General features: G+C 66.7%; 22 protein-coding genes. 14 read left to right on the forward strand and 8 right to left on the reverse strand.

Annotated features, from left to right (window positions below; all coding sequences use genetic code 11):
- The first annotated feature begins 19 nt into the window (after window positions 1-19).
- Entirely contained in the window at window positions 20-1303 is a 1284-nt protein-coding gene (locus BST42_RS11960) for a 13E12 repeat family protein (protein ID WP_083118898.1), read from the forward strand.
- A 7-nt stretch (window positions 1304-1310) separates the two neighbouring features.
- Here the strand turns inward: BST42_RS11960 and BST42_RS11965 are convergent, their stop codons facing one another.
- The gene (locus tag BST42_RS11965; protein ID WP_083118776.1) at window positions 1311-2057 is read right to left on the reverse strand and encodes a 3-hydroxybutyrate dehydrogenase; all 747 of its coding nucleotides are present in this window, start codon (window positions 2055-2057) and stop codon (window positions 1311-1313) included.
- Window positions 2054-3409 (reverse strand): MFS transporter, encoded by a 1356-nt coding sequence (locus BST42_RS11970; RefSeq protein WP_083118777.1) that lies wholly within the window; start codon window positions 3407-3409, stop codon window positions 2054-2056. The genes BST42_RS11965 and BST42_RS11970 overlap by 4 nt, the downstream gene beginning before the upstream one ends.
- Window positions 3410-3530: 121 nt before the next feature.
- On the opposite strand from BST42_RS11970, the gene BST42_RS11975 reads away from it, so the two are divergent.
- The 3 genes from BST42_RS11975 to BST42_RS11985 are packed head-to-tail and all read left to right on the forward strand — an operon-like array spanning window position 3531 to window position 6095.
- Window positions 3531-4454 (forward strand): LysR family transcriptional regulator, encoded by a 924-nt coding sequence (locus BST42_RS11975; protein ID WP_110918575.1) that lies wholly within the window; start codon window positions 3531-3533, stop codon window positions 4452-4454.
- Window positions 4455-4506: 52 nt separating this feature from the next.
- A complete protein-coding gene (locus tag BST42_RS11980) occupies window positions 4507-5286 on the forward strand; it encodes an alpha/beta fold hydrolase (protein ID WP_083118779.1) in 780 nt (259 codons plus the stop codon).
- Window positions 5287-5330: 44 nt separating this feature from the next.
- Window positions 5331-6095 (forward strand): alpha/beta fold hydrolase, encoded by a 765-nt coding sequence (locus BST42_RS11985; RefSeq protein WP_083118780.1) that lies wholly within the window; start codon window positions 5331-5333, stop codon window positions 6093-6095.
- Here the strand turns inward: BST42_RS11985 and hsaB are convergent.
- Genes hsaB through hsaA form a run of 3 tightly spaced genes read right to left on the reverse strand, consistent with a single transcriptional unit; the run spans window position 6092 to window position 8793 of the window.
- Window positions 6092-6658: a 3-hydroxy-9,10-secoandrosta-1,3,5(10)-triene-9,17-dione monooxygenase reductase subunit gene (gene hsaB / locus BST42_RS11990; protein WP_083118781.1), complete on the reverse strand. Its 567-nt coding sequence runs from the start codon at window positions 6656-6658 to the stop codon at window positions 6092-6094. The genes BST42_RS11985 and hsaB overlap by 4 nt on opposite strands.
- Before the next feature lie 3 nt (window positions 6659-6661).
- The gene (gene hsaC / locus BST42_RS11995; protein ID WP_083118782.1) at window positions 6662-7561 is read right to left on the reverse strand and encodes an iron-dependent extradiol dioxygenase HsaC; all 900 of its coding nucleotides are present in this window, start codon (window positions 7559-7561) and stop codon (window positions 6662-6664) included.
- 41 nt (window positions 7562-7602) lie between these two features.
- The gene (gene hsaA / locus BST42_RS12000; protein WP_083118783.1) at window positions 7603-8793 is read right to left on the reverse strand and encodes a 3-hydroxy-9,10-secoandrosta-1,3,5(10)-triene-9,17-dione monooxygenase oxygenase subunit; all 1191 of its coding nucleotides are present in this window, start codon (window positions 8791-8793) and stop codon (window positions 7603-7605) included.
- A gap of 144 nt (window positions 8794-8937) precedes the next feature.
- Between hsaA and BST42_RS12005 the strand changes: the two genes are divergently transcribed.
- Window positions 8938-10005: a ferredoxin--NADP reductase gene (locus tag BST42_RS12005; protein WP_083118784.1), complete on the forward strand. Its 1068-nt coding sequence runs from the start codon at window positions 8938-8940 to the stop codon at window positions 10003-10005.
- Between the two features lie 39 nt (window positions 10006-10044).
- Here the strand turns inward: BST42_RS12005 and BST42_RS12010 are convergent, their stop codons facing one another.
- The gene (locus BST42_RS12010; RefSeq protein ID WP_083118785.1) at window positions 10045-12150 is read right to left on the reverse strand and encodes an acyl-CoA dehydrogenase family protein; all 2106 of its coding nucleotides are present in this window, start codon (window positions 12148-12150) and stop codon (window positions 10045-10047) included.
- A gap of 208 nt (window positions 12151-12358) precedes the next feature.
- Here BST42_RS12010 and kstR point away from each other — a divergent pair, with 208 nt between their 5' ends.
- Window positions 12359-13024, forward strand: coding sequence for a cholesterol catabolism transcriptional regulator KstR (gene kstR / locus BST42_RS12015; protein WP_083118786.1), 666 nt, complete (start codon window positions 12359-12361; stop codon window positions 13022-13024).
- 6 nt (window positions 13025-13030) lie between these two features.
- On the forward strand, window positions 13031-13804 hold the full coding sequence (gene otsB, locus BST42_RS12020; RefSeq protein ID WP_237159368.1) for a trehalose-phosphatase: 774 nt from the start codon (window positions 13031-13033) through the stop codon (window positions 13802-13804).
- On the opposite strand, the gene BST42_RS12025 is transcribed toward otsB, so the two are convergent.
- Complete coding sequence (locus BST42_RS12025; protein WP_083118787.1) at window positions 13801-14901, reverse strand: Rv3575c family transcriptional regulator; 1101 nt, start codon at window positions 14899-14901, stop codon at window positions 13801-13803. The genes otsB and BST42_RS12025 overlap by 4 nt on opposite strands.
- Window positions 14902-15035: 134 nt before the next feature.
- Here BST42_RS12025 and BST42_RS12030 point away from each other — a divergent pair, with 134 nt between their 5' ends.
- Genes BST42_RS12030 through BST42_RS12055 form a run of 6 tightly spaced genes read left to right on the forward strand, consistent with a single transcriptional unit; the run spans window position 15036 to window position 20564 of the window.
- Window positions 15036-15929 carry a metal ABC transporter solute-binding protein, Zn/Mn family gene (locus tag BST42_RS12030; RefSeq protein ID WP_110918576.1) on the forward strand — a complete coding sequence of 298 codons (894 nt, stop codon included), beginning with the start codon at window positions 15036-15038 and terminating at the stop codon, window positions 15927-15929.
- Between the two features lie 9 nt (window positions 15930-15938).
- Window positions 15939-16751, forward strand: coding sequence for a metal ABC transporter ATP-binding protein (locus BST42_RS12035; protein ID WP_083118789.1), 813 nt, complete (start codon window positions 15939-15941; stop codon window positions 16749-16751).
- Window positions 16744-17610 carry a metal ABC transporter permease gene (locus BST42_RS12040; RefSeq protein ID WP_083118790.1) on the forward strand — a complete coding sequence of 289 codons (867 nt, stop codon included), beginning with the start codon at window positions 16744-16746 and terminating at the stop codon, window positions 17608-17610. Before BST42_RS12035 ends, BST42_RS12040 begins: the two co-directional genes overlap by 8 nt.
- Before the next feature lie 29 nt (window positions 17611-17639).
- Entirely contained in the window at window positions 17640-18398 is a 759-nt protein-coding gene (locus BST42_RS12045) for a LamB/YcsF family protein (protein ID WP_083118791.1), read from the forward strand.
- Complete coding sequence (locus BST42_RS12050; protein ID WP_083118792.1) at window positions 18398-19318, forward strand: MBL fold metallo-hydrolase; 921 nt, start codon at window positions 18398-18400, stop codon at window positions 19316-19318. Before BST42_RS12045 ends, BST42_RS12050 begins: the two co-directional genes overlap by 1 nt.
- A gap of 10 nt (window positions 19319-19328) precedes the next feature.
- Window positions 19329-20564, forward strand: coding sequence for an SLC13 family permease (locus tag BST42_RS12055; protein ID WP_083118901.1), 1236 nt, complete (start codon window positions 19329-19331; stop codon window positions 20562-20564).
- Window positions 20565-20588: 24 nt separating this feature from the next.
- Here the strand turns inward: BST42_RS12055 and BST42_RS12060 are convergent, their stop codons facing one another.
- Window positions 20589-22568 carry a DUF1214 domain-containing protein gene (locus tag BST42_RS12060; protein WP_083118793.1) on the reverse strand — a complete coding sequence of 660 codons (1980 nt, stop codon included), beginning with the start codon at window positions 22566-22568 and terminating at the stop codon, window positions 20589-20591.
- A gap of 135 nt (window positions 22569-22703) precedes the next feature.
- Here BST42_RS12060 and BST42_RS12065 point away from each other — a divergent pair, with 135 nt between their 5' ends.
- Window positions 22704-23366 carry a TetR/AcrR family transcriptional regulator C-terminal domain-containing protein gene (locus BST42_RS12065; RefSeq protein WP_083118794.1) on the forward strand — a complete coding sequence of 221 codons (663 nt, stop codon included), beginning with the start codon at window positions 22704-22706 and terminating at the stop codon, window positions 23364-23366.
- Window positions 23367-23409: the final 43 nt, after the last annotated feature.

A 23409-nucleotide genomic window follows, 5' to 3' on the forward strand; every position in this document is an offset into this window, starting at 1 on the left:
GCGGAGTACCGTCGACAACATGTTCGAAAATTTGTTCGAGTTCGATGCAGACGTCGACGAGGCGACGCTGCGTGGGATCGTTGAACAGCTCGAACGGCTGAAGGCCGCTGCAGCAGCCGCGCAGGCCCGGGCAACCGAAGCGTGGGCGACCAAGCGGCATGTGGCGGAAGCGGAAGCGGGTGTTCCGAAGCCGAAACGCGGCCGTGGACTGGCCAACGAGGTGGCTCTTGCTCGCCGCGTCGCCCCGAAGCGGGGTGGCCAACACCTCGGGTTGGCGACCGCGCTTGTACGCGAAATGCCGTACACCCTTGCCGCACTGGAATGTGGTGCACTCAACGAGTGGCGCGCGACGTTGATCGTACGAGAGTCAGCGTGTCTTTCAGTTGAGCATCGTCGGCAGTTGGATACCGAACTGTGCAGCGACACTTCGGCACTCGAAGGCTGGGGTGACAAGCGGCTTGCAGCGGAGGCAAAGAAGATCGCCGTGCGACTGGATGCGCAAGCCGTTGTCGAACTCAGCGCCAAGGCGGCAGCCGATCGATGCGTGTGGATCCGTCCTGCGCCAAACACTATGGCCTACGTAACGGTGTTGTTGCCCGTCGCGCAGGGGGTCGCCGTGTACGCCACGGTCAGACGACAGGCAGACACCACCTTCGACGGACGCTCCCGCGGTCAGGTCATGGCCGATACCGTGGTGGAGCGCGTCACCGGCAGACCCGCAGAACAGCCCGTACCGGTGTCGCTCAACCTGGTGATGGCCGATACCACCTTGGCTGGTGACGACGATGAGTCGGCATGGTTGGACGGCTACGGTCCGGTGCCCGCCGGATTCGCATGCAAGATGGTTGGCGACGCCGCTCTCGATGAAAACGCCAGAACCACGTTGCGCAGGCTCTATCGGCATCCCGACAGCGGACAGCTGGTTGCGATGGAATCGCGTTCACGAATCTTTCCGAGAGGGTTGGCCGCGTTCATCGGATTGCGGGACCAAACCTGCCGAACGCCTTACTGCGACGCCCCTATTCGGCATCGGGATCACGCGCGACCGCACCGGGAATCCGGCAGTACGAGCGCGCTCAACGGCCTCGGGGAGTGCGAGGCGTGCAACTACGCCAAAGAAGCCCGCGGCTGGCGGGTACGTACCACCGAGCGCGCCGGCATGCATCAGGCCAATTTCACCACCCCAACCGGCGCCACCTATCGGTCCATCGCCCCACCGTTGCCCGGGCCCCCGATCCGAAAGCGGGTCAGCATCATCGAGAGTCAGCTCAGCGTCGACCTGGTGACTTTCGACGCTGCCTGACCTCTTGTCACCGAGCGCTCCAGCCGCCGTCCATCGTGTACGACGCGCCGGTCACCATCGCCGCGGCCGGTGAGGCCAGCCAGCCCACCAGGTCGGCGACCTCCTCGGGTTCGACCAGCCGCTTGATCGCGCTCTCGCTGAGCAGGATCGTCTCGAGCACTTCCTTCTCGTCGATGCCGTGGGTGCGCGCCTGATCGGCAATTTGCTTGGTCACCAACGGAGTTCGCACATAGCCCGGGTTGACGCAATTGCTGGTCACGCCGTGCGGGCCGCCTTCCAGTGCGGTCACCTTGGACAGTCCCTCCAGCGCGTGTTTGGCCGTCACGTAGGCGACCTTGAACTCCGAGGCACGCAACCCGTGGATCGAGGAGATGTTGATGATCCGGCCGAATCCTCGCTCGTACATCGTCGGCAACGTCGCGCGGACGAGCAGGAATGGCGCCTCCACCATCAGCGCGAGCAGCGTTCGGAACTTGTCCGGCGGATAGTCGACGATCGCATCGATGGCCTGCATGCCGGCGTTGTTCACCAGGATGTCAAACGGCAGATGCAGCTCCTCCAGCGACTTGACGTCGAGAAGATCTACCTCCCAAGACCTTCCGCCGATCTCGCCGGCCAGTGCGGTGGCCCCGGCTCCGTCGATGTCGGCGACGGTGACTCTCGCGCCACGGGCAGCCAGTTCACGAGCGCACGCCGCGCCGATCCCGCTGGCCCCGCCGGTGACCAGAGCGGTGCGCCCCTCCAAGGCCGTCATGCCGGCGCTGCGGCGGACGTCGGCCTGTCATCGCGTTGCGCGTCGGCGTTGTCGATGTCGGCCAGATCGATGCCCTTGGTCTCTCGGGCGAACGCCAGCGCGATGAGGGTGATCACAGCCGCGCCGGCCAGGTAGATCGCGATCGGTACCGCGGACTTGTAGACCTCCAGCAGCTTCACCGCGATGATCGGTGCCAACGATCCCGCGAAGATCGCGGTGACCTGATAGCCAAGGGACACACCGGAATACCGCATCCGAGTGGGGAACATCTCGGCCATCAACGCCGGCTGCGGTGCATACATCAGCGCATGGATGACCAGACCGAGAATGATCGAACTCATGATCAGCAGATAGTGTCCGCTGTTCATCATCGGGAAGGCGAAGAAGCCCCACGCGCCGGCACCGAGCGCACCGATCAGATAGACCGGTTTGCGCCCGAAGTGGTCCGACATTCGTCCTGCGTACGGGATCACCACGAAATGCACCGCGTGTGCGGCCAGCAGCCACCACAAGATGTCGCTCGTGTCGGCGTGCACCTGCACCTTGAGATAGGTGATCGAGAAGGTGACCACCAGGTAGTACATGATGTTCTCGGCGACCCGAAGCCCCATCGCGGTGAAAACCCCACGCGGATAACGCTTGACGACCTCGACGACACCGTACGAGCTCGCCTTGATCTGTTCTGCCTCCTTTTGCGCCTCGACGAAGATCGGCGCGTCGGTGACTTTGGTCCGGATGTAGTAGCCGATGAGCACCACCACCGCCGACAACCAGAACCCGACCCGCCAACCCCAGGACAGGAACGCGGCTTCGGACAGCGTGGTGGTCAATGTCAGCAGCACCACCGTGGCGAGGATATTGCCCACCGGGACACCGGCTTGCGGCCAGCTGGCCCAGAATCCGCGCTCCCGGCTGGGACTGTGTTCGGCGACCAGCAGCACCGCGCCGCCCCACTCCCCGCCCACGGCGAAGCCCTGAAGGAAACGCAACACGACCAGAAGCGCGGGCGCCCAATAACCGATCTGTCCGAAGGTCGGCAGGCAGCCCATCAAGAATGTCGACGCACCGACGAGCACCAGGCTGAACTGCAGGAGTTTCTTCCGGCCGTACTTGTCACCGAAATGGCCGAACACGATTCCACCGAGCGGTCGTGCGGCGAAGCCGACGGCATAGGTGATGAACGCGGCAAGGATCGCGTCGAGGTCGCTGGTCCCCTTGGCGAAGAAGATCTTGTTGAAGACCAGGGTGGCCGCTGTGCCGTAGAGGAAGAACTCGTACCACTCGACGACGGTGCCCGCCATCGAGGCGGCGACCACCTTGCGAAGGCCGCTCGTCACATTGGTCACGCTCATCTGTCCCTCCTCGGTAACTTCATGCCCCCATGTGACGGCAGCCACACGTTGATGAGTATTCGCGCACGCCAGATGGGGCGCAATGCCGAAATCCGCAGCGTGCATCTGCAAATATGCAGATATGCCCGCTTACTCCGCGCCGAGGCCGAGCGCCGACGATCTGCTCGTGTTATTGGCCGTCGGCAGGTCCGGCCGCTTCGTGTCCGCCGCCGACGAGCTCGGTCTCAACCACACCACGGTCTCGCGACGAATCGCGATGCTGGAACGGACCCTCGGCGGCCGGGTGCTGGCTCGGGCTGCCGGCGGCTGGGAGCTGACCGACCTGGGCCGTACCGCGCTGGCCGCCGCCGAGAGCATCGAGTCGGCGGTGCGTTCGCTCGCGCCGAGCGCCGATGGGGCGAGGCCGCTGGAAGGGGTGGTGCGGTTGTCGGCCACGGACGGGTTCAGCGCCCACATCGCCGCGCCTGCCGCCGCCCAGATGCAGCGCCATCACCCCGGCGTCACTGTCGAGATCGTCACCGCGACCCGCCGAGCGTCCCAGCAGCGGTCCGGTCTGGACATCGAGGTCGTCGTTGGTGAACCACGGCTGCGACGGGCCACCGCCCAGCATCTCGGCGAGTACCGCCTGGGTCTTTACGGTTCGCGCAGCTACCTGGACCGCCACGGCAGCCCCGCCACCGTCGCCGACCTGGCAGGCCATCCGCTGGTCTACTTCATCGATTCCATGTTGCAGGTCGACGATCTGGATCTGGCACCGAGTTCGGTTCCGCCCATGCGTGAATCGGTGACGTCGACGAATGTGTTCGTCCACGTCGAGGCCACCCGGGCGGCGGCCGGCCTCGGTCTCCTGCCATGTTTCATGGCCGACCGCCACAGCGACCTCGTGCGGTTGCTGCCCGACCAGTTGTCCCTGCCGTTGGGCTACTGGCTGGTGACCCGCACCGAAACCCTGCGCCGACCGGAGGTCTCCGTGTTGGTCGAGGCCATCAACGCCCGGATGCACGAGATGCGCGACGCCCTCTTGGGTCTGCCCGGGCCGGGATAACTGTTTGGTTGACCGTCACCGGGTACTCCGCGGGTCGAAGACGGGAGCATCCATGCATTTCATCCGCCGTGGCGATGGTCGTCCCCTTGTGCTCGTGCACGGGCTGTCCAATCTCCACAATTGGGATCTGGTCGTGCCTGCGCTGGCCGAACACCGCGAGGTCATCGCGGTCGACCTGCCCGGGTTCGGCCAGAGCCGGCCGTTGTCCGGTTCGGTGAACGTCGCATCGTTGACCGACGCACTCCAAGCGTTTCTCGGACAGCAGGGGCTCGCCGACGTCGACGTCGTCGGATCCTCGATGGGCGCCAGGATGGTGCTGGAGATGGCGCGGCGCGGGCACCGCGGAAACGTCGTGGCGTTGAACCCCGGCGGCTTCTGGAGCGACGCCGGCGCCAAATATCTCGGCGCGACCGTCGGTCCGTCGATCGCAATGGTGCGCCGGATCCAGCCGCTGCTGCCTGCGCTCACCCGCACACCGCTCGGCCGCACCGCCCTGCTGCTGCAATTCTCGGCGAAGCCGTGGCGGCTCGATTCTGAGCTGGTACTGCAGGAACTGCGCAACTTCAAGACCTCACCCAGCATGGACGGCGCGCTCGACGCGCTGGTGCACGGGCCCAAACAGCAAGGCGCACCGCGGGGAAGCCTCCGCGGACGGGTGGTGATCGGCTGGGGTGAGAAGGATCGCGTCACCCCGCCCGGGCAGGCGCAACGTGCCCTAAGCCTGTTTCCGGAGGCGAACGTGCATTGGTTCGACGCCTGCGGACACTTCCCACACTGGGACCGCCCCGAGGAAACCGTGAGCGTCATCCTTGGTGCAACCGGAGCACACTGAGCGAAAGTGTTGCGTGACAACACCGGAGCTGGTGGGCTCATGCCATGCCCTTCATCGACCATGACCGAGGCCGTGCCTACTACCGGCATTGGGCCGCCGACCAACCGCGCGCGGCGGTCATCTTCCTGCACGGGTTCGGCGAGCACACCGGCGTCTACCACCGCCTCGGTTTCGCCCTCAACGCGGCCGGCATCGATTTGTGGGCCGTCGACCAATTCGGCCACGGGCTCTCGCCGGGCGAGCGCGGCGACTTCGGGTCCATCGAGGACAGCTCGGCACTGGCCGACTCGCTGACCGAACTGGCCCGGCAGCGAACACCCGGAATTCCACTGATCGCCCAAGGGCATTCGTTCGGCTCGGTGGTCACCCTGTTCCATCTCCTCAAAGATCCGAAACGTTATGCGGCGGCGGTGATTTCGGGGTCTCCCCTGGTTCCGGTCCCCGAGCTGCTCGGCGGTGACGCGGTCGAGCTCGACCCGGGTTGGTTGTCCGGCGACCCGTTCTACCTGGACTCACTGGAGAATGACCCGCTGGCGTTCGTCGACGCCGACGGCGGCACCCTGGCACGCGAACTCGACCGCGCCTGGGACCGTTTCGGCGCTGAGCTGCCGAAGCTGGCCGTCCCGACGCTGGCCATTCACGGCGAACTCGACCCGATCGCCCCGGTGAGCGCGCTGCGCGCCTACGCCGAGCAGGTCGAACCGGTACGGCTGCGTGAGTTCCCGGGTGCACATCACGACATCCTGAACGAAACGGTTCACCGAGAGGTGGCCGCGGCGATCGTCGACTTCATCGACGAACAGCGCTAGAGCCAGGTGTCGGTCGTCGTGGTGGTGAGGAACGCGTCGAGATCGTCGCGCCACTGCGCCGGGCTGTTCTTGTCCGGCTCGATGCCGGTGTACTCGCCGCGGTAGAACAGCAGCGGGCGCGGCTTCTTCTTCGGCACTTCGGAAAGCGAATGCACGGCACCAAACACCACGAAGTGGTCGCCGCCGTCATGCACCGAATGCACGGTGCAGTCGATGTGGGCCAGCGTGCCGTCGATCACGGGTGAGCCCAGCTTGCTTGGGCTCCAGTCGATCCCGGCGAACTTGTCCGGCTCCCTCGAGCCGAACCGGGCCGAGACGTCCTTCTGGTTCTCGTGCAGGACGTTCACGCAGAACTTCCCGCTGGCCTCGATGGCCGCCCAGGACCGGGACAGCTTGGTCGGGCAGAACAGCACCAGCGGCGGCTCGAGCGACAGCGCCGCGAACGACTGGCAGGCGAACCCGACCGGAGTGTCCTCATGCACGGTCGTGATGATCGTGATGCCGGTGCAGAACTGCCCGAGCACATGACGGAATGTGCGCGGGTCGATCTCCGGGGAAGCCATCGACTACTTGAACCCGACGGAGAAGTCGTGGCCCCACAGACTGACCGCGGTGCTCTCCCGGGCGATCCAGTCGTGATCGTCGACTTCCAGCCCCTCACAACCGAATTCGACGTCGAAGCCGCCGGGCGTCTTCATGTAGAAGGACAGCATCTTGTCGTTGGTGTGCCTGCCCAGCGTCGCCGACATCTTCACCTTGCGGCGCAGCGCGCGATCCAGGCACAAGCCGACGTCGTCGGAGTTCTCCACCTCGACCATCAGGTGCACAATGCCGGTCGGGTTGGGCATCGGCATAAAAGCCAGCGCGTGGTGGCGCGGGTTGCAGCCGTAGAACCGCAGCCAGACCGGGTCCCCGTCGGCCGGGCGGCCGGCGATCTCGGGGGGCAGGCTCATCGAATCCCGCAGCTTGAAGCCGAGCACATCCTGATAGAACGCCTGCGCGGCGGCGTCGTCGTCGCACGTCAGCACGACATGGCCGAGACCCTGTTCGGCGGTGACGAACTTGTGGCCGTACGGGCTGACGAACCGGCGACCGAGGTACTGCGCACCGTGGAACGCCTCGAGGGTGTTGCCCGCGGGATCGGAGAACCGGATCAGCCCCTCGACCCGTCGCTCGGACTTCTCCTCGCGGGTGCCTTCGACGAACTCGACGCCTGCCTTGGCCAGCGTCTCGCGCAGTGTCTGCAGCGCGGGCGCATCGGCGACCTCCCAGCCGGATACCAGCAGCCGGTCCCGCTCGCCGGGCACGATCACCAACCGGGCGGCGAACTCGTCCATACGGAGGTAGAGCGCGCCGGGGATGGCCCCGGCGCCTTCCACCATGCCGAGCACCTTGGTTCCGAAGTCCCGCCAGGCCGCCACGTCGGTGGCCTCAATCCGCATGTAGCCGAGGGCTTTCAGCGTCATACCCACCTCCGAGATAGTCGATCGTCAGGTTGTTGAACCGATTACACCATCGTGTCGCCGAGCGGCAGCCCGAATGCCTGGTTACCGAACATCACGTAGGCGCGCTCGGCGTCGTTGGCCGCGTGCACCCGACCGGCGTGCGCGTCACGCCAGAAGCGCTGCAGTGCGGTGTCGGTGCCCAGTGCGGTTGCCCCCGCGCTCTCGAAGAGCCGGTCGACGGATGCGATCGCACGCTGGGTGGCACGCACCTGGTCGCGGCGGGCCTTGGCCCGCAGCTCCAGCGGGATGTCCTGACCGTCGAGCAGCAACTTGTACTCGGCGGCCAGATTGCCCGACAGCTGCGTCCAGGCCGCGTCGATGTCGCTGGACGCCTCGGCGATGCGGACCTTGGCGAACGGGTCGTCCTTGGCCTTCTCGCCGGCGTAAGCGGCGCGCACTCGCTTACCCTGGTGCTCGACGTGCGCGTCGTAGGCCCCGTACGCCATTCCCACGATCGGCGTGGAAATGGTCGTGGGATGCATTGTGCCCCAAGGCATCTTGTATACCGGCGCCGTGTTGGTCTGCAGTCCCGGCGAAGCCAGGTCGCCCATCGCCTTGAACGAGGTGAACCGGTGGCGGGGAACGAACACGTCCTTCATCACCAGGGTGTTGCTGCCGGTTCCCTTGAGCCCCACCACATGCCAGTCGTCCTCGATGCGGTAGTCGCTGATCGGGACCAGGAAGCTGCCGAAGTCGACCGGCCTGCCGTCCTTGATCACCGGGCCACCGACGAACGTCCAGGTGGCGTGATCGCAACCCGACGACCAGTGCCAGGCACCGTTGACGATGTAGCCGTCGCCGGCCTCGGTCACCACACCCGCGCCCATCGGGGCGTACGACGAGGAGATCCGGACCGTGGGGTCGGCACTCCAGACGTCTTCCTGGGCCTGCCGATCGAAGTGCGCCAGATGCCAGTTGTGCACGCCGAGGATGCCGGCCACCCAGCCGGTCGACCCACAGGCGCTGGCCAGCCGTCGCACCGCCTCGTAGAACATCGTCGGGTCACTCTGCAGGCCGCCCCACTGCTCGGGCTGCAGCAGCTTGAAGAAGCCGACCTCGTCCAGCTCGGCGATCGTGGCCTCGGGAATGCGACGCAGGTCTTCGGTCTCCTGCGCGCGCTCGCGGAGCTTGGGCAACAGTTCATCGATGCCGGTGAGAACTGCGTTCGCGTCACGCTGTTGAATGGACGTCACTGCATGCCTCCCAGAGAGTGGTTCTGGACCCAAGACTAGAACACGTTACGATTTGTGTCGAGCAGGGCGAGCCTGCGGCTGGTAGCGATATGGAAAGCGATTTCTGTAACCTGTTCTAGTTAGGCGGAGGGAAGGCTTTACACCGTGACGCAGGTTCCACCCGACGAGCCGCTGGGCAGCCACGTGCTCGAGTTGGAAGTGACCGACGTGGTCGACGAAACCGACGACTCGCGATCGCTGGTGTTCGGCGTGCCGGCCGGTGCCGACATCCCGGCTGATCGGCTGCGCTACGCGCCCGGCCAGTTCCTGACCCTGCGCATCCCCAGCGACCGGACGGGTTCGGTGGCGCGCTGCTACTCGCTGTGCAGCTCGCCGTTCACCGACGACGCCCTGACCGTGACCGTCAAGCGCACCGCTGACGGCTACGCGTCGAACTGGCTGTGCGACCACGCGCACCGGGGCATGAGGATCCACGTTCTCGCGCCGTCGGGAACCTTCGTGCCCAAGACCCTGGACACCGATTTCCTGCTGATCGCGGCAGGCAGCGGGATCACCCCGATGCTGGCCATCTGCAAGTCAGCATTGTCGGAAGCAGGTGGCCGAGTCACGTTGATATACGCCAACCGCGACGAGAAGTCGGTGATCTTCGCCGGCACGCTGCGGGACCTGGCCGCCAAGTACCCCGACCGGCTGACCGTCGTGCACTGGCTGGAGTCGGTGCAGGGACTGCCCAGCACCGCCGCGCTGAGCAACCTGATGGCGCCCTACACCGACCGGCAGGCGTTCATCTGCGGGCCGGGACCGTTCATGCAGGCCGCCGAACAAGCCCTGGACTCGTTGCAGGTGCCGGCCAAGCAGGTGCACATCGAGGTGTTCCGCTCACTGGACACCGATCCGTTCGCGGCGGTGACGATCAGCGACGACGGCGACGAACCGCCCGCGGAAGCCGTCGTCGAACTCGACGGGCAGACCCACACCGTGTCGTGGCCGCGCAGCGCCAAACTGCTCGACGTCCTCCTCGACAAAGGCCTCGACGTGCCGTTCTCCTGCCGTGAGGGGCATTGCGGTGCGTGCGCGGTGGTCAAGCGCAGCGGTGGCGTGGAGATGGACATCAACGACGTCCTGGAACCCAGCGACATCGACGAGGGGCTGATCCTGGCCTGCCAGGCGCGGCCGACGTCCGATTCTGTTGAAGTCACTTACGACGAATAGCGCGGCGCGCTCGTCACGTGCGAGTGTGCGAGACGGCCCCTAGCGCGGCAGGCCGAGCAGCCGTTCGCCGGCCATGGTGAGCAGGATCTGCTCGGTGCCGCCGGCGATCGTCAGGCAGCGGGTGTTGAGGAAGTCGTGGACGAATCCGTCGACGGTGAGGCCGCCCGACTCGGACAACTCCTGCCGGAACTCGGCCAGGGCCTGGCGGTGCCGAACGCCAATCAGCTTGCGCGCACTGGCTTCTGCGCTGGTGTCTTGCCCGCCGACAGCCAACTGCGCGATGCGCTGATCGAGCAGCGAGCCCGCCTGCGCGGACAGGATCAGCTTGGCCGTCTGATCCTGCAGCGCCGTGTCGAGTTCACGCCCGGCGACCGAGCGCAGCATCTCCTCCACCGGATTGCCCAGTGCGGTGCCCTGCGCCATCGCGACCCGCTCGTTGGCCAAAGTGGTTCGCGCCAACCGCCATCCGTCGTTGACGGTGCCGACCACCATGTCGTCGGGCACGAAGACGTCGTCGAAGAAGACCTCGTTGAAGAGCTCGTCGCCGGTGATCTCGCGCAGCGGCCGCACCACGATGCCGGGCGAGCGCATGTCGATCAGGAAGTACGTGATGCCTTTGTGTTTCGGCGCGTCCGCGTCGGTGCGGGCCAGGCACACGCCCCAGTGCGCCTTCTGTGCGGCAGACGTCCACACCTTCTGGCCAGTGAGCTTCCAACCACCCTCGGCGCGAACAGCTTTGGTGCGCAGGGCAGCCAGGTCCGACCCGGCACCGGGCTCACTGAAGAGCTGGCACCAGATGATCTCGCCGCGCAGAGTGGCCGGCACGAACCGGTCGATCTGCGCAGGCGTACCGCCCTCCAGGATCGTCGGCACCGCCCACCAGCCGATCACCAGATCGGGCCGCTGCACGTCAGCCTTGGCCATTTCGGAGTCGATGAGCAGCTGCTCGGCCGGCGACGCCTCCCGGCCATAGGGCTTGGGCCAGTGCGGCGCGAGCAGGCCGCTGTCGGCCAGCGCGGGCTGACGCTGGTCGGCCGGAAGTTTGGCGACTTCGGCGACTGCAGCGGCGATTTCGGGCTGCAGATGCGCGACGGAATCCAGGTCGATGTGCAACTCGCGGCGCACCCCGTCCAACGTCAGCGCGGCGACCCGGCGCAGCCACGCCGGCCGGCCACCGAGGATCTGGCCGATGCTGTAGGCGCGACGCAGGTACAGGTGCGCGTCGTGCTCCCAGGTGATGCCGATGCCGCCGAGCACCTGGATGCAGTCCTTGGCGTTCGCCGTGGCCGCCTCGATACCGATGGCGGCGGCGATGGCGGCGGCGATGGACAGCTGCTGGGCATCCTCACCGGCAGCTGCGACGGCGGCGTCGGCGGCGGCCACGGACGCCTGCTGGGAACGCAACAGCATCTCGGCACACATGTGCTTGATCGCCTGGAAGCTGCCGATCGGCTTGCCGAACTGCTCGCGCACCTTGGCGTAGTCCACCGCGGTGTCCAGCGTCCAGCGGGCGATACCCGCGGTCTCGGCGGCCAGCACGGTGGCGGCGAGGTCCTCGAACCGGCGCCGCGAGACCGCCAGCGTGGTGGCGGGCACCGAGTTCAGCGTCACCCGGCCCAGAGGGCGGGAGAAGTCGGTGGCCGCCAACAGTTCGACCGAGACCCCGTCGGCGCCGGCGTCGACAACGACGACCTCGTCGCCTACCGGCAGGAGCAGCACGCCCGCGGTGTCGGCGCCGAGCACGTAGCCTGCGGTACCCGACACCTGATCACCGTCTTTGCGCAGGTCGGCGGCCAAGGCCAGGCCCGCCGAGGTCTCGCCGGAAGCCAGCGCTTCAAGCAGGTCGGCATCGGTGATCACCAGCGTGGCGACGGCCGTCGTCGCCACCGGTCCGGGGATCAGCGCCCGCGCCGCCTCCTCGACCATGGCGCACAGATCCTGGATGGAACCGCCGGCGCCGCCCGCCTCCTCGGCCACCGCGACACCGAACAAGCCCAGCTCGGCCAGCCCCCGGTACACCGGGCGCCATGCGTCGGGCGTGCCGTGGTCGACGTCGCGAACAGCGGCAAGAGCACCGGAGGAGGCCGCCCAGCTGCGGACCAACTCGCGGGCGGCAAACTGTTCGTCGGTGATGGTCGCAGACACCCGCGGCTCCTAAGGGTCACAAAGAACGGGCCCTGAAAAACTTCTCGGCCCACTAGAACGTGTTCTAATAGTGCCAGCGATCAACAGTCAAGTCGACCGGCATCGCAGCAGGACACGCGGCTGTCCTGGGGGACACAGAGGTGCGCGACGCAGTGTAGCGATGCGTATCGTTTCTCCCGTAACAGCCTTGGAAGGAGCTAGCCGACCCATGTCATCGCCAGCGCAGAAAACGACGGCCGGCGGTGCGGGTTCGCAGCCACGTGAGGTGATACCGGTGTCAGTCCTCGCCGAATCAGAGCTCGGATCCGAGGCCCAGCGCGAACGCCGCAAGCGCATCCTCGACGCGACCATGGCGATCGCCTCCAAGGGCGGATACGAGGCCGTGCAGATGCGTGCGGTGGCCGACCGTGCCGACGTCGCCGTCGGCACGCTATACCGATACTTCCCGTCGAAGGTGCACCTGCTGGTCTCGGCGTTGGCCCGCGAGTTCGAGCGCATCGACGCCAAGACCGACCGGGCCGCGGTGGCCGGCGGATCACCGTTCCAGCGGCTCAACTTCATGGTGAGCAAGCTGAACCGGGCCATGCAGCGCAACCCCTTGCTGACGGAGGCGATGACCCGGGCATACGTGTTCGCCGACGCCTCGGCCGCGGGTGAAGTTGATCACGTCGAGAAGATCATCGACAGCATGTTCGCACGCGCCATGAGCGACGGCGAACCGACCGAAGACCAGTACCACATCGCCCGCGTCATCTCCGATGTGTGGCTGTCGAACCTGTTGGCCTGGCTGACGCGCCGGGCCTCGGCGACCGACGTCAGCAAACGTCTCGATCTTGCGGTGCGACTGCTGATCGGCGACGACGGCGAGTCCTAGGACCCCGTGCCCGAGGACCCCGTGCCCGAACTCCCCGAGGATCTGCATCGCGCGCTGAGCGAGGTCGCGCGCGTCCCACAGTTGTTGGTGGCGTCCGACTTCGACGGCACCGTCGCACCGATCGTGTCGAACCCGTCCGATGCCCGTCCGTTGCCGGCCGCCGCCGACGCTCTCGCCGCACTGGCGGCAATGCAGTCCACGAATGCTGCGCTGATCTCCGGGCGTGCGCTTCGCGACCTGAAAGTACTGTCCGGCGCACCCGGTGACGTTCATCTGGTGGGCAGTCACGGCGCGGAGTTCGACGCCGACTTCCTCGATGCGATCGACGATGCTGCCAGGGCACGGTTGGCAGAACTGGAGCAGACGATGGCCGCTCTGGCGCAGCGCTATCCGGGCGCGACCATCGAAACCAAGCCGGTCAGCGTGGCCTTCCACGTGCGCAACGCGGTTCCCGAGGATGCCCAGAAGGCGCTGGACGAGGCGCTGAACGCGGTGCGGGACTGGGACATTCATGTCACCGAAGGCAAAGCGGTTCGCGAGTTCGCCGTCATCGACACCGACAAGGGCGCGGCGCTCGAGCAGTTACGCGAACAGCTCGACGCGACCGCGGTGGTGTTCTTCGGCGACGACGTCACCGACGAAAAAGGATTCAAGCGGCTCACCGACGGCGACGTCGGGGTGAAGGTCGGTCCGGGGCAGACCCTGGCCCGCTATCGGGTCGACTCCCCTGATGACGTCGCGACCGCACTGGAGTATCTGGTTCGCGCCCGGCGGGGTTAGACGGGCGGGCCCGCCGTCCGCCCACGCACCAGTTCGGTGGGCAGCACGTCGATCACCGGCAAGCCGTCGCGCGGCGGGCTGTGCAGCAGACGGCCGGCCCGCTTGCCCTTCTCCAGGCTGGGCTGCGACACGGTGGTCAGCCCCCGGCTCAAGGCCTCGGGGATACCGTCGAACCCGGTGACCGTCATCTGGCCGGGCACGTAAATGCCTTTGGCGCGTAGATAATCCATCGCCGAAATGGCCAGAACGTCGGCGGTGCACATCAAGGCGGTGATCCGCGGGTTGGTCTGCAGGGCCAACTCGGCGGCCGCCGCGCCCGACGCCGGCCGATGCTCGCAGCTCTCCACGATGGTCAGGGTGGCCGGATCGAGTCCAGCGCCGGCCATCGCATCGCACACCCCGCCGATCCGCTCGGTCTGGACGTGAAAGCGTGAGTCGCTCAGACGGTCTGGACTCACAACACCCGACGCCTGGTCGCCGACTCGGCGCTCGTTTCCCAATCGCATTGTCAGCAAGCCGATTTCGCGATGACCGAGCCCGACGACATAGTCCGCGAGCTCCCGCATGGCTGTGCGGTCGTCGATGCAGACCCGTGATGCACCCGGGACATCCACAGGCTGGTCCACGACCACGATCGGCACGTGGCGCTGCAGCACCGTCTGCAGATAGGGATCGTCGTCGGCCGCGGAGTAGACGACGAATCCGTCAACCCCGGCTGCGAGAACGGAATTCGTGCCGTCGGAGACACTGCGGTCCGGCCCGACGGCGACCAGAAGCAGACCCTGCCCGGCTTCTTCACACGATTCGGCCAGTCCGGCAACGAAATTCAACGCGGCGGGATCGCTGAAGGCGTACGTCAGCGGCTCGGTGATCACCAGGCCGACCGCGCCGGCCTTTCGGGTTCGCAGCGATCGGGCCACCGGGTCCGGACCGGCGTAGCCCAGCCTTTTGGCGGTGGCCAGTACCCGCTCCCGCAGATCAGCGGACAACTGGTCGGGTCGGTTGTACGCATTGGAGATCGTGGTCCGCGAAACCTTGAGTTCGGCGGCCAGTGAGGCCAGAGTTGCCCGCCGCCGCGGCGCGGGACTTCGGGACATGCTCCGTGAGGCTAGCGCATCCGGTTGCGCACGACCCGTACCGATGCCCTATGGTTATTGGAAACGGTTTTCATTTGTATTAGGTCCACTCAGTCAGAGGAGTGCTCGTGCGCAGTACTGCGATCCGCGCGGTGATGGGTTTGTCGGCGTTGGCGCTGGCGGCCGGTCTCACCGCATGCGGCGGTGACAAGTCCCCGGGCGGCGCCCCGGCCGCACAGACGCCCACCGTGGTGGCGTCCACCGACGTCTGGGGCAGCGTCGCGCAGGCGGTCGCAGGTGACCACGCCAAGGTCACCTCGATCATCAACAGCGCCTCGGCTGACCCGCATTCGTTCGAGGCCAGCCCCTCGAATGCGGCCGACATCGCCGACGCGTCGCTGGTGGTCTACAACGGCGGCGGCTACGACCACTGGGTCGACGACGTCCTGGCCAGCCACAAGTCGGTGGCGTCGGTCAACGCCTACTCGCTGCTGAAACCGCCGCCCGGCGAACCCGAGCCGGCCAACGAGCACGTCTTCTACGACCTGGCCACCGCGCGGGCCGTCGCGAGCTCGATCGCCGACAAGCTCGCGCAGGACGATCCGCAGCACGCCGCCGACTACAAGTCCAACGCCGAGACCTTCAACCGCAAGGCCGATGCGATCGCGCAGACCGAGAACGCCATCCGCACCACTCACCCGGGCGCCGCGGTGGTCGCGACCGAACCCGTTGCGCACTATCTGCTGGTGGCCGCCGGTCTGACCGACAAGACCCCGGCCGGATTCGCCAGCGCCGTAGAGCAGGACACCGACCCCGCCCCGGTCGACGTCGCGGCCATGCTGGACCTCATCAAGTCCCGCCAGATCGCCGCCGTGGTGTTCAACGAACAGACCATCACCGAGGTCACCAAACAGGTCCAGGCGGCCGCTCAGAGCGCCGGTGTGCCCGTCGTCAGCGTCACCGAGACGCTGCCCGACGGCAAGGACTACCTGACCTGGCAGCGCGATACCGCCGACCGGTTGACCGCCGCCTTGCAGCAGAACCGATAATCACTGCTTGTGAGTACCGAGGTCGTCTGCTTGTCCGGTGCTCGGCTGGCTTTCGGGGACCGGGTGCTGTGGGACCACCTCGATTTGAAGGTCGCCCCCGGTGAGTTCATCGCAATCCTCGGCCCCAACGGCACCGGGAAGACGTCCCTGTTCAAGGTGCTGCTGGGCCAGCTGGACCTCAGCGCGGGTTCGGCCACCATCGAGGGCAGGCCGATCGAGGCGGGCAGCGAGCGGATCGGGTACGTGCCTCAGCACCGCTCGGTCGACCGGGGACTGAGCCTGCGCGGCCGCGACCTGGTCCGCCTCGGGGTGGACGGCCACCATTGGGGCATCGGGCCGCTGTCGCCGAAGGAGCGCCAGCACCGGAACTCCGTCGTCGAGCGGGCCCTGGCGGAGGTCCAGGCGCTGAAGTTGGCCAAGGTTCCGGTCGGGGTGATGTCCGGCGGCGAACTGCAGCGGGTGCGCATCGCGCAGGCATTGGCCAGCGATCCGGTGCTGCTGCTCTGCGACGAGCCCCTGCTCAACCTGGATCCGGCCAGCGCCCGGCTGGTCGCTGCGCTCATCGACCGGCGCCGCAGATCCGGTACCGCGGTGATGTTCGTGACGCACGAGATCAACCCGGTGGTCCCCTACGTGGACCGGGTGCTCTATCTGGTCAACGGCCGGTTCCGGATCGGCACGGTCGCCGAGGTGATGACCTCGGAGACGCTCTCCGAGCTGTATCAGGCCGACATCCAGGTGGTGCAGGTCGGCGACCGCTACGTGGTGGTCGGCGAGCACCTCGATCACTCCGGCCACACCCACGGACACACCCATGAATGATCGCTTCGCACATCTGCTGGATCATCTGTTCGCCTTCGACATCACCGCCGACCTGCTGGGCCGCGGCTTCGTCCAGCAGGCCCTGATCGCCGCCGCGCTGCTGGCGTTGGTGGCCGGGCTGATCGGGCCGTTCATCGTGATGCGCCAGATGTCGTTCGCCGTGCACGGGTCCAGCGAGTTGTCGCTGACCGGCGCGGCGTTCGCATTGCTGGTCGGGTTCAACGTCGGGTTGGGAGCGCTGGTGGGCAGTGCGCTGGCCGCGGTGCTGTTCGGCATCCTCGGGCAGCGGGCCCGCGAGCGTGATTCGGCGATCGGCGTGGTGCTGGCCTTCGGGCTCGGCCTGGCGGTGTTGTTCATCCACCTGTATCCGGGCCGGGCAGGCACCAGCTTCGCGCTGCTGACCGGTCAGATCGTCGGCGTCGGTTACTCAGGTTTGACGCTGCTGATCGCGGTGACGGTGTTGGTGGTCGGCGTGCTGGCCTTCAGTTACCGCCCCTTGCTGTTCGCCACGGCCGACCCCGAAGTGGCTGCGGCGCGCGGTGTTCCGGTCCGCGTGCTGGGCATCGTGTTCGCCGCACTGGTAGGTGTGGTCGCCGCCCAGGGCGTGCAGATCGTCGGAGCGCTGCTGGTGATGTCACTGCTCATCACGCCGGCGGCCGCCGCGGCCCGGGTGTTCAGTTCACCGGTAGTGGTGATCGCGGCGTCGGTGATCTTCGCCGAATTGTCCGCAGTGGTCGGCATCGTGCTGTCGCTGGCGCCCGGAGTTCCGGTGTCGGTGTTCGTCACGACGATCTCGTTCGTGATCTATCTGGTGTGTTGGGCCGTCAGCCGACGCCGGGTGGATCCCGCCGCAGCGTGACCCATCCACCGGCTGGTTAGGCTGGTCCGGTGACGTCGGTCGACCTGAACGCAGACCTCGGCGAAGGCTTCGGGGTGTGGGAACTCGGCGACGACGCCGCGATGCTCGACGTCGTCACGAGCGCCAACGTGGCGTGCGGCTTCCACGCGGGCAATCCGGCCGGGCTGGCCCGGACCAGCCGTGCCGCCGCCGAGCGCGGGGTGCGGATCGGCGCCCAGGTGAGCTATCTCGACCTTGCCGGATTCGGTCGCCGCTTCATCGACGTCGAACCCGCCGAACTCACCGCCGAGGTGATCTACCAGATCGGCGCCTTGCAGGCACTCGCCCGGTCCGCAGGCACGGACGTCGGCTACGTCAAACCCCATGGCGCGCTGTACAACACGATCGTCACCCATCGAGAGCAGGCCCGGGCGGTCGCCGAGGCGGTGCACGCCGTCGACCCCGGGCTGCCGGTGCTGAGCCTTGCGGGTTCGGTGTTCTTCGAAGAAGCCGAACGACTCGGCCTACGCACCGTCGCCGAGGCGTTCGCCGACCGCGCGTACCGCCCCGACGGCGCGCTGGTTTCCCGCCGGGAGGACGGCGCGGTCCTGCACGATCCGGAGCAGATCGCCGAGCGAGTATCGCGGATGGTGCACAGCGGCCAGGTATCCGCCGTCGACGGATCGACGATCGATATACGAGTGGAATCGATTTGCGTCCATGGTGATTCGCCCGGTGCGGTGCAGATCGCGACCGCGGTCCGCGATCGCCTGCTGCGCGACGGGGTCGACGTGGCGGCGTTCATCTGATGCGGCTCAAACTCGGCAGGCCCGACATCGGCCGGTACCGCGACCGCTTCGACGTCCCCGAGGCCGACCCGGACACCGCGTTGTCGGTGACCTGGCTGGGGGTGTCGACGCTCCTGGTCGACGACGGCACCTCGTCGCTGTTGACCGACGGCTTCTTCTCTCGACCGCCGATGCGGGATGTCGGGCTGCGGCGGTTGGCGCCATCGGCATCGCGAATCGACTACTGCCTGAACCGGGCCAACATCAATCGACTGGCCGCGGTGCTGCCCGTGCACACCCATTACGATCACGCGATGGACTCAGCGCTGGTCGCGGCCCGCACCGGCGCCCGGCTGATCGGCGGCGAGTCGGCGGCGAATATCGCTCGGGGATACCGGCTTTCGGACGATCAGATCGTCGTCGCCGAATCCGGAGAAGAGCTGGCGCTCGGCCCGTTCGCCGTCACACTCATCGAGTCGCACCACTGCCCGCCGGACCGCTTCCCCGGCACGATCACCGAACCGGTCGTGCCGCCGGTGAAAGCTTCGGCGTTCCGCTGCGGCGAGGCGTGGTCCACCCTGATCCACCACGCGCCCAGCGATCGGCGGCTGCTCATCCAAGGCAGCGCCGGCTTCCTGCCCGGCGCCCTCGACGGCCGTCGCGCCGACATTGTCTACCTGGGTGTCGGCCAGCTCGGCGTGCAACCCCGGACCTACATCGAGCAGTACTGGGAGCAGACGGTCAGGGCGGTCGGGGCGCACCGCGTCGTGCTGATCCATTGGGACGACTTCTTCCGACCGCTCACCGAGCCGCTGATTGCGTTGCCGTATGCCGGCGACGACCTGAACGTGACGATGCGGGTGCTGTCGGGCCTGGCCGAGCGGGACGGCGTCGCGCTGCATCTGCCGACCGTGTGGCAACGCGAAGACCCGTGGGCCTGATCGCCCCGTGCTGATCGTCGCCGTCCTGGCCCTGGTGGTCGTCCTCGTCTTCGCCATCGCCCGCCCGAAGGGCTGGTCCGAGGCATGGGCAGCGGTGCCTGCCGCCGCGCTGGTCATCGCGATCGGTGCGGTGTCGACCCACGACGCCGCCGACGAGGCGGGCCGGATGCTTCCGGTGGTCGCCTTCCTGGCCGCGATACTGGTGCTCGCCAAGTTGTGCGACGACGAGGGGCTGTTCCAGGCGGCGGGCACCTGGATGGCACGCGGCACCGCCGGGAAACCGCGGCGGCTGCTGGGTCAGGTGTTCCTGATCGCGGCGGCCACCACCGCGGTGCTGAGCCTGGACGCCACCGTCGTTCTGCTGACCCCGGTCGTGCTGGCCACCGCGCGCACGCTGCGAGTGCCCCCGCGCCCACACCTGTATGCGACTGCGCACCTGTCCAATTCGGCATCGCTGCTGCTGCCGGTGTCCAACCTGACCAACCTGCTGGCATTCAGTGCCGCCGGGTTGTCGTTCACCCGGTTCAGTGCGCTGATGACCGCGCCGTGGCTCGCGGCAATCGCCGTCGAATACCTGGTGCTGCGGCTGGCGTTTCGGCGCGATCTGGCCGATGTGCCGCCTGAAAGCCCGCCCCCGCAGCCGGACCGGCCGGTGTTCGTCCTCGTCGTGCTGGCCCTGACCCTGGTCGGGTTCGCGGTGACCTCGTTCGCAGGCCTGTCGCCGGCCTGGGCGGCACTGGCCGGCGCGGTGGTCCTCGGCGTGCGATCACTTGCGCAGCGGCGCAGCACAATCGGCGGGATCGTGCACTCGCTGAACGTGCCGTTCCTGCTGTTCGTGCTGGCGCTGGCGGTGGTCGTCAAAGCGGTGATGGTCAACGGTCTCGACACCGCCGCCGCGGACCTGCTGTCGTCGGGTGGCAGCCTGCCGGCACTGCTCGGCATCGCGACGGTGGCGGCGCTGCTGTCCAACGTCGTCAACAACCTGCCCGCTGTACTGGTGCTGCTCCCGCTGGTCGCAGGCAGCGGTCCGGCCGCGGTGCTCGCCGTCCTCATCGGGGTGAACATCGGACCCAACCTGACCTACGCCGGGTCGCTGGCCAACCTGCTGTGGCGCAGAGTGCTGCACCAGCAGGGCGAGCCGACCAGCGTGCGCGAATTCACCTGGCTGGGCCTGGCGACTGTTCCGGCCTGCCTGGTCGTGGCGGTGCTGACGTTATGGGCCGGGGTGCAGCTGATCGGGGTGTGAACTGCCGGCGGCCCGGCAGGACAGTCAAGCAGCTGGGCCGTTGTGCTGCACTCGGTGTCGTGCGCTGTGCGCCTGTTCTCCCCGCGCGGCGGCAGGTGCGCTTCGCGATGGACGCATGGTGGCTGTGGCTTTGCGAGGTGTAGAGGCCGACGAGATCCTCGTGGCCGTAGGCGTTGTCGAGGTGACACGCGGCTGCGCGGCCTTGGTGCGCTGAGCGTATGTCAGACCGAACGCGATGTCGTCGCGGGCGTTGAGCACCCCCGCGGTGATACTGGTTGCCGGGTCGAAAAGGGCTTGCCGTGCCACAGATGTGACACCGCTTATGCCGTGCTCGATGGCTTGCACGACGCCGAAGGGCTGGCCCGAACGGGCGGCGGATGTCGCTTCGTCGACTGCGGCGCTGACAACCTTGATCGTGCGGGCGACCGCGAGCTGGGTCGGCAATGCGATCTCATTCATCGCGGCAGGAAGCACTTTGGCAAGCCCGATGGCGCTTTGCACCGGATCGCTGAGGATCATCATCGTCTGACTCACCAACGCCGGGATGCTCTCCGGCCCAAGCCTGCTCAACAGCGAGGGCGTGCGCTGCGAGCCGAAGATCTGATCGAAGGTGCTGCTTCCCAGCTGAGCCTTCAGATCGTCGACCGCCAGATTGAGGGTGACCCAGGTGCTGTTCTTGCTCGCCGACAGCATGTATCCAACTTCGGCAGACCGCAACGAAACCTGTTGGGCCCGCTGTTGGGGGGTGACCATCCCCGTGCCTGCAGGCAGGTAGTCGCGCACATCGGCCACGTCGACAACCTGAGTCGTGGGCGTGCCAGTCGGCAAGGCACCCGGGTAGTTCTGCCAACGCAGAACGATGCTGCCCTGGTCGTAGCCCGATGAGTCGAGCCAGTTGGGCACGCCGGGGTCAGTCGGACTGATCACATACCGCGTGCAGCCGTCCGCGTCAGGAATGACCTGAGCATTCGAGAGGCTGATCTGATGCGACTGCCACGGCAGCGTCTGCGTGAATACGTCGGTGAGCTCGGCACCGGTATAGGCCGCCTCGATGGTCGGAACGGTGAGGATGAGGGCCTGCCCCGGTTGAAGTTTGTACGTGCCCCATACCGAAGCCTGTGCGGTCAACCCTGTTACCGCCCCGGGTGATTCGCGAATCGGCGTGGTGGTGTTGGATGGAAGATAGAACACCTGGCCGACCACCTGTTGCCCGTGTCCACTGTCTTGCGGGAGGCTGGCGGCGATCGTGTCGAGGATCGCTTTGGTTTCGGTGGCGGTCAATGCCGGCGGTATCACGTGCGGCGTCGAAGGAACATCGACGCGCTTGATGGTGACCGAACCCGGCGTCGCACTCCAATTCGACAAGGTGTCGCGGACGATGACCGCGTTGGCGCCGTTGGCTATAGGGAGCCAGTTGCCCGACTGCGGGGTCGCACTGATGGTGACCGTGTAGGTGCCGTCGGGGTTGATCTGCAGTTGGTTGATGTTGAGGTTCGCCACCGTCGCGGGCAACGAGTTCGCTGCCGAGAGTCCGGCCTGCAGTGAGATATTCAAATCAGTTCCGTCACCCGCCCTCCCGGTGATCACGTAGGTGCCATTGGGATCGAGCATGGTGTAGCCGTACACGTTGTCTGGATTGATCTGCAGCGGCCGAGTGCGTGGCTCACTACCCGCGGTGTTCAGCATGTCGCCGATTCGCAACAGGTACGGCTTGTTCAAGTCGCGTGCGGCCAACAAGAGTTGCAACTCGGAGTAGGCGACGTTCTGCACGTAGCCGGGCAGCAGACTTCGATCCGTGGCGGTCACGTACGGCAGTGCGCCGGCAGCGCCGATCGCCTGTGCTTGGGCCACCACAACATTGTTGACGCTCGGTTGCAGGTCTGCGGCTTCCGCCGACGCTGACGGTGCTGCGGTCACTGCGGCGACGACGCCGCTGAGAACGGTTGCGGCGACAGCCGTGGTCCGCGACGAAACCTTGTTCTTGTGAATGGTTTTGGTGAACATGACCTCTCCGTTGAGCTCGGTACCAAACCGGCCGCCGGATCCGCGGACCGCGTTGGGGCTAGCCCCGGGGCCGACGGTATCCCTATTGCAGATATTTTTGCAATACATTTCGCATAATTGCTATAGGGTGTGTCTATGACGACTACCAAGGCGCGCCGAGGGCGGACGCCATCCGTGACTCCAGACAAGCTCACCGACGCCGTGCGCCGGGTCAGCGCGAACGAAGGCCTTTCAATGGCCGCTGTCGCGGACGAACTCGGAGTTGACGTCACGACGCTGTACCGACACGTCGGCGGTCTGGACGCGCTGCGACAGATCGGCGCTGAAGTGACCGCACCGACGGTCGGCGAATGGCCTTCCAGCGACGGCCTCTCATGGCGCGAGTGGCTTGAAGCCTTGGCGCATTACTATCGGGGTGCGCTGCACCGAAACCCCGATCTCGTCGAGTTCGCGCACACCGCAATTGATCCCGATTTCGAGCGGTTTGCTCACGCCACGCGCACCCTGACCGATTTCGGGTTCGAGGCACGAGCCGCTGGATTCGCACACGGCTTTCTCATCAACACCGTGGTCGGGTACGTCGCTGGGGAGCTACGCGAGGCCGAACTCATCGCGCGAGGAGAGTCGTCACTGTCACGCTATGTCCGCGCGCTCGAAGGTGACCGCGACAGCGACAGGATCACCACCCTGCGCCAGCTCGACCTCACCCCGTCCGACTTCGATCCAGACAGTGCCTTCGAGCGATTCCTGCGCTACGCCATCGACGGCATCGGAGCCCAACCAGGAGTGCCAGCATGATGAAGACGATCGCTTTGATATCTGCACCGACCGTGATCTACAT

Source organism: Mycolicibacterium rhodesiae, assembly GCF_002086695.1.
Taxonomy (GTDB): domain Bacteria; phylum Actinomycetota; class Actinomycetes; order Mycobacteriales; family Mycobacteriaceae; genus Mycobacterium; species Mycobacterium rhodesiae.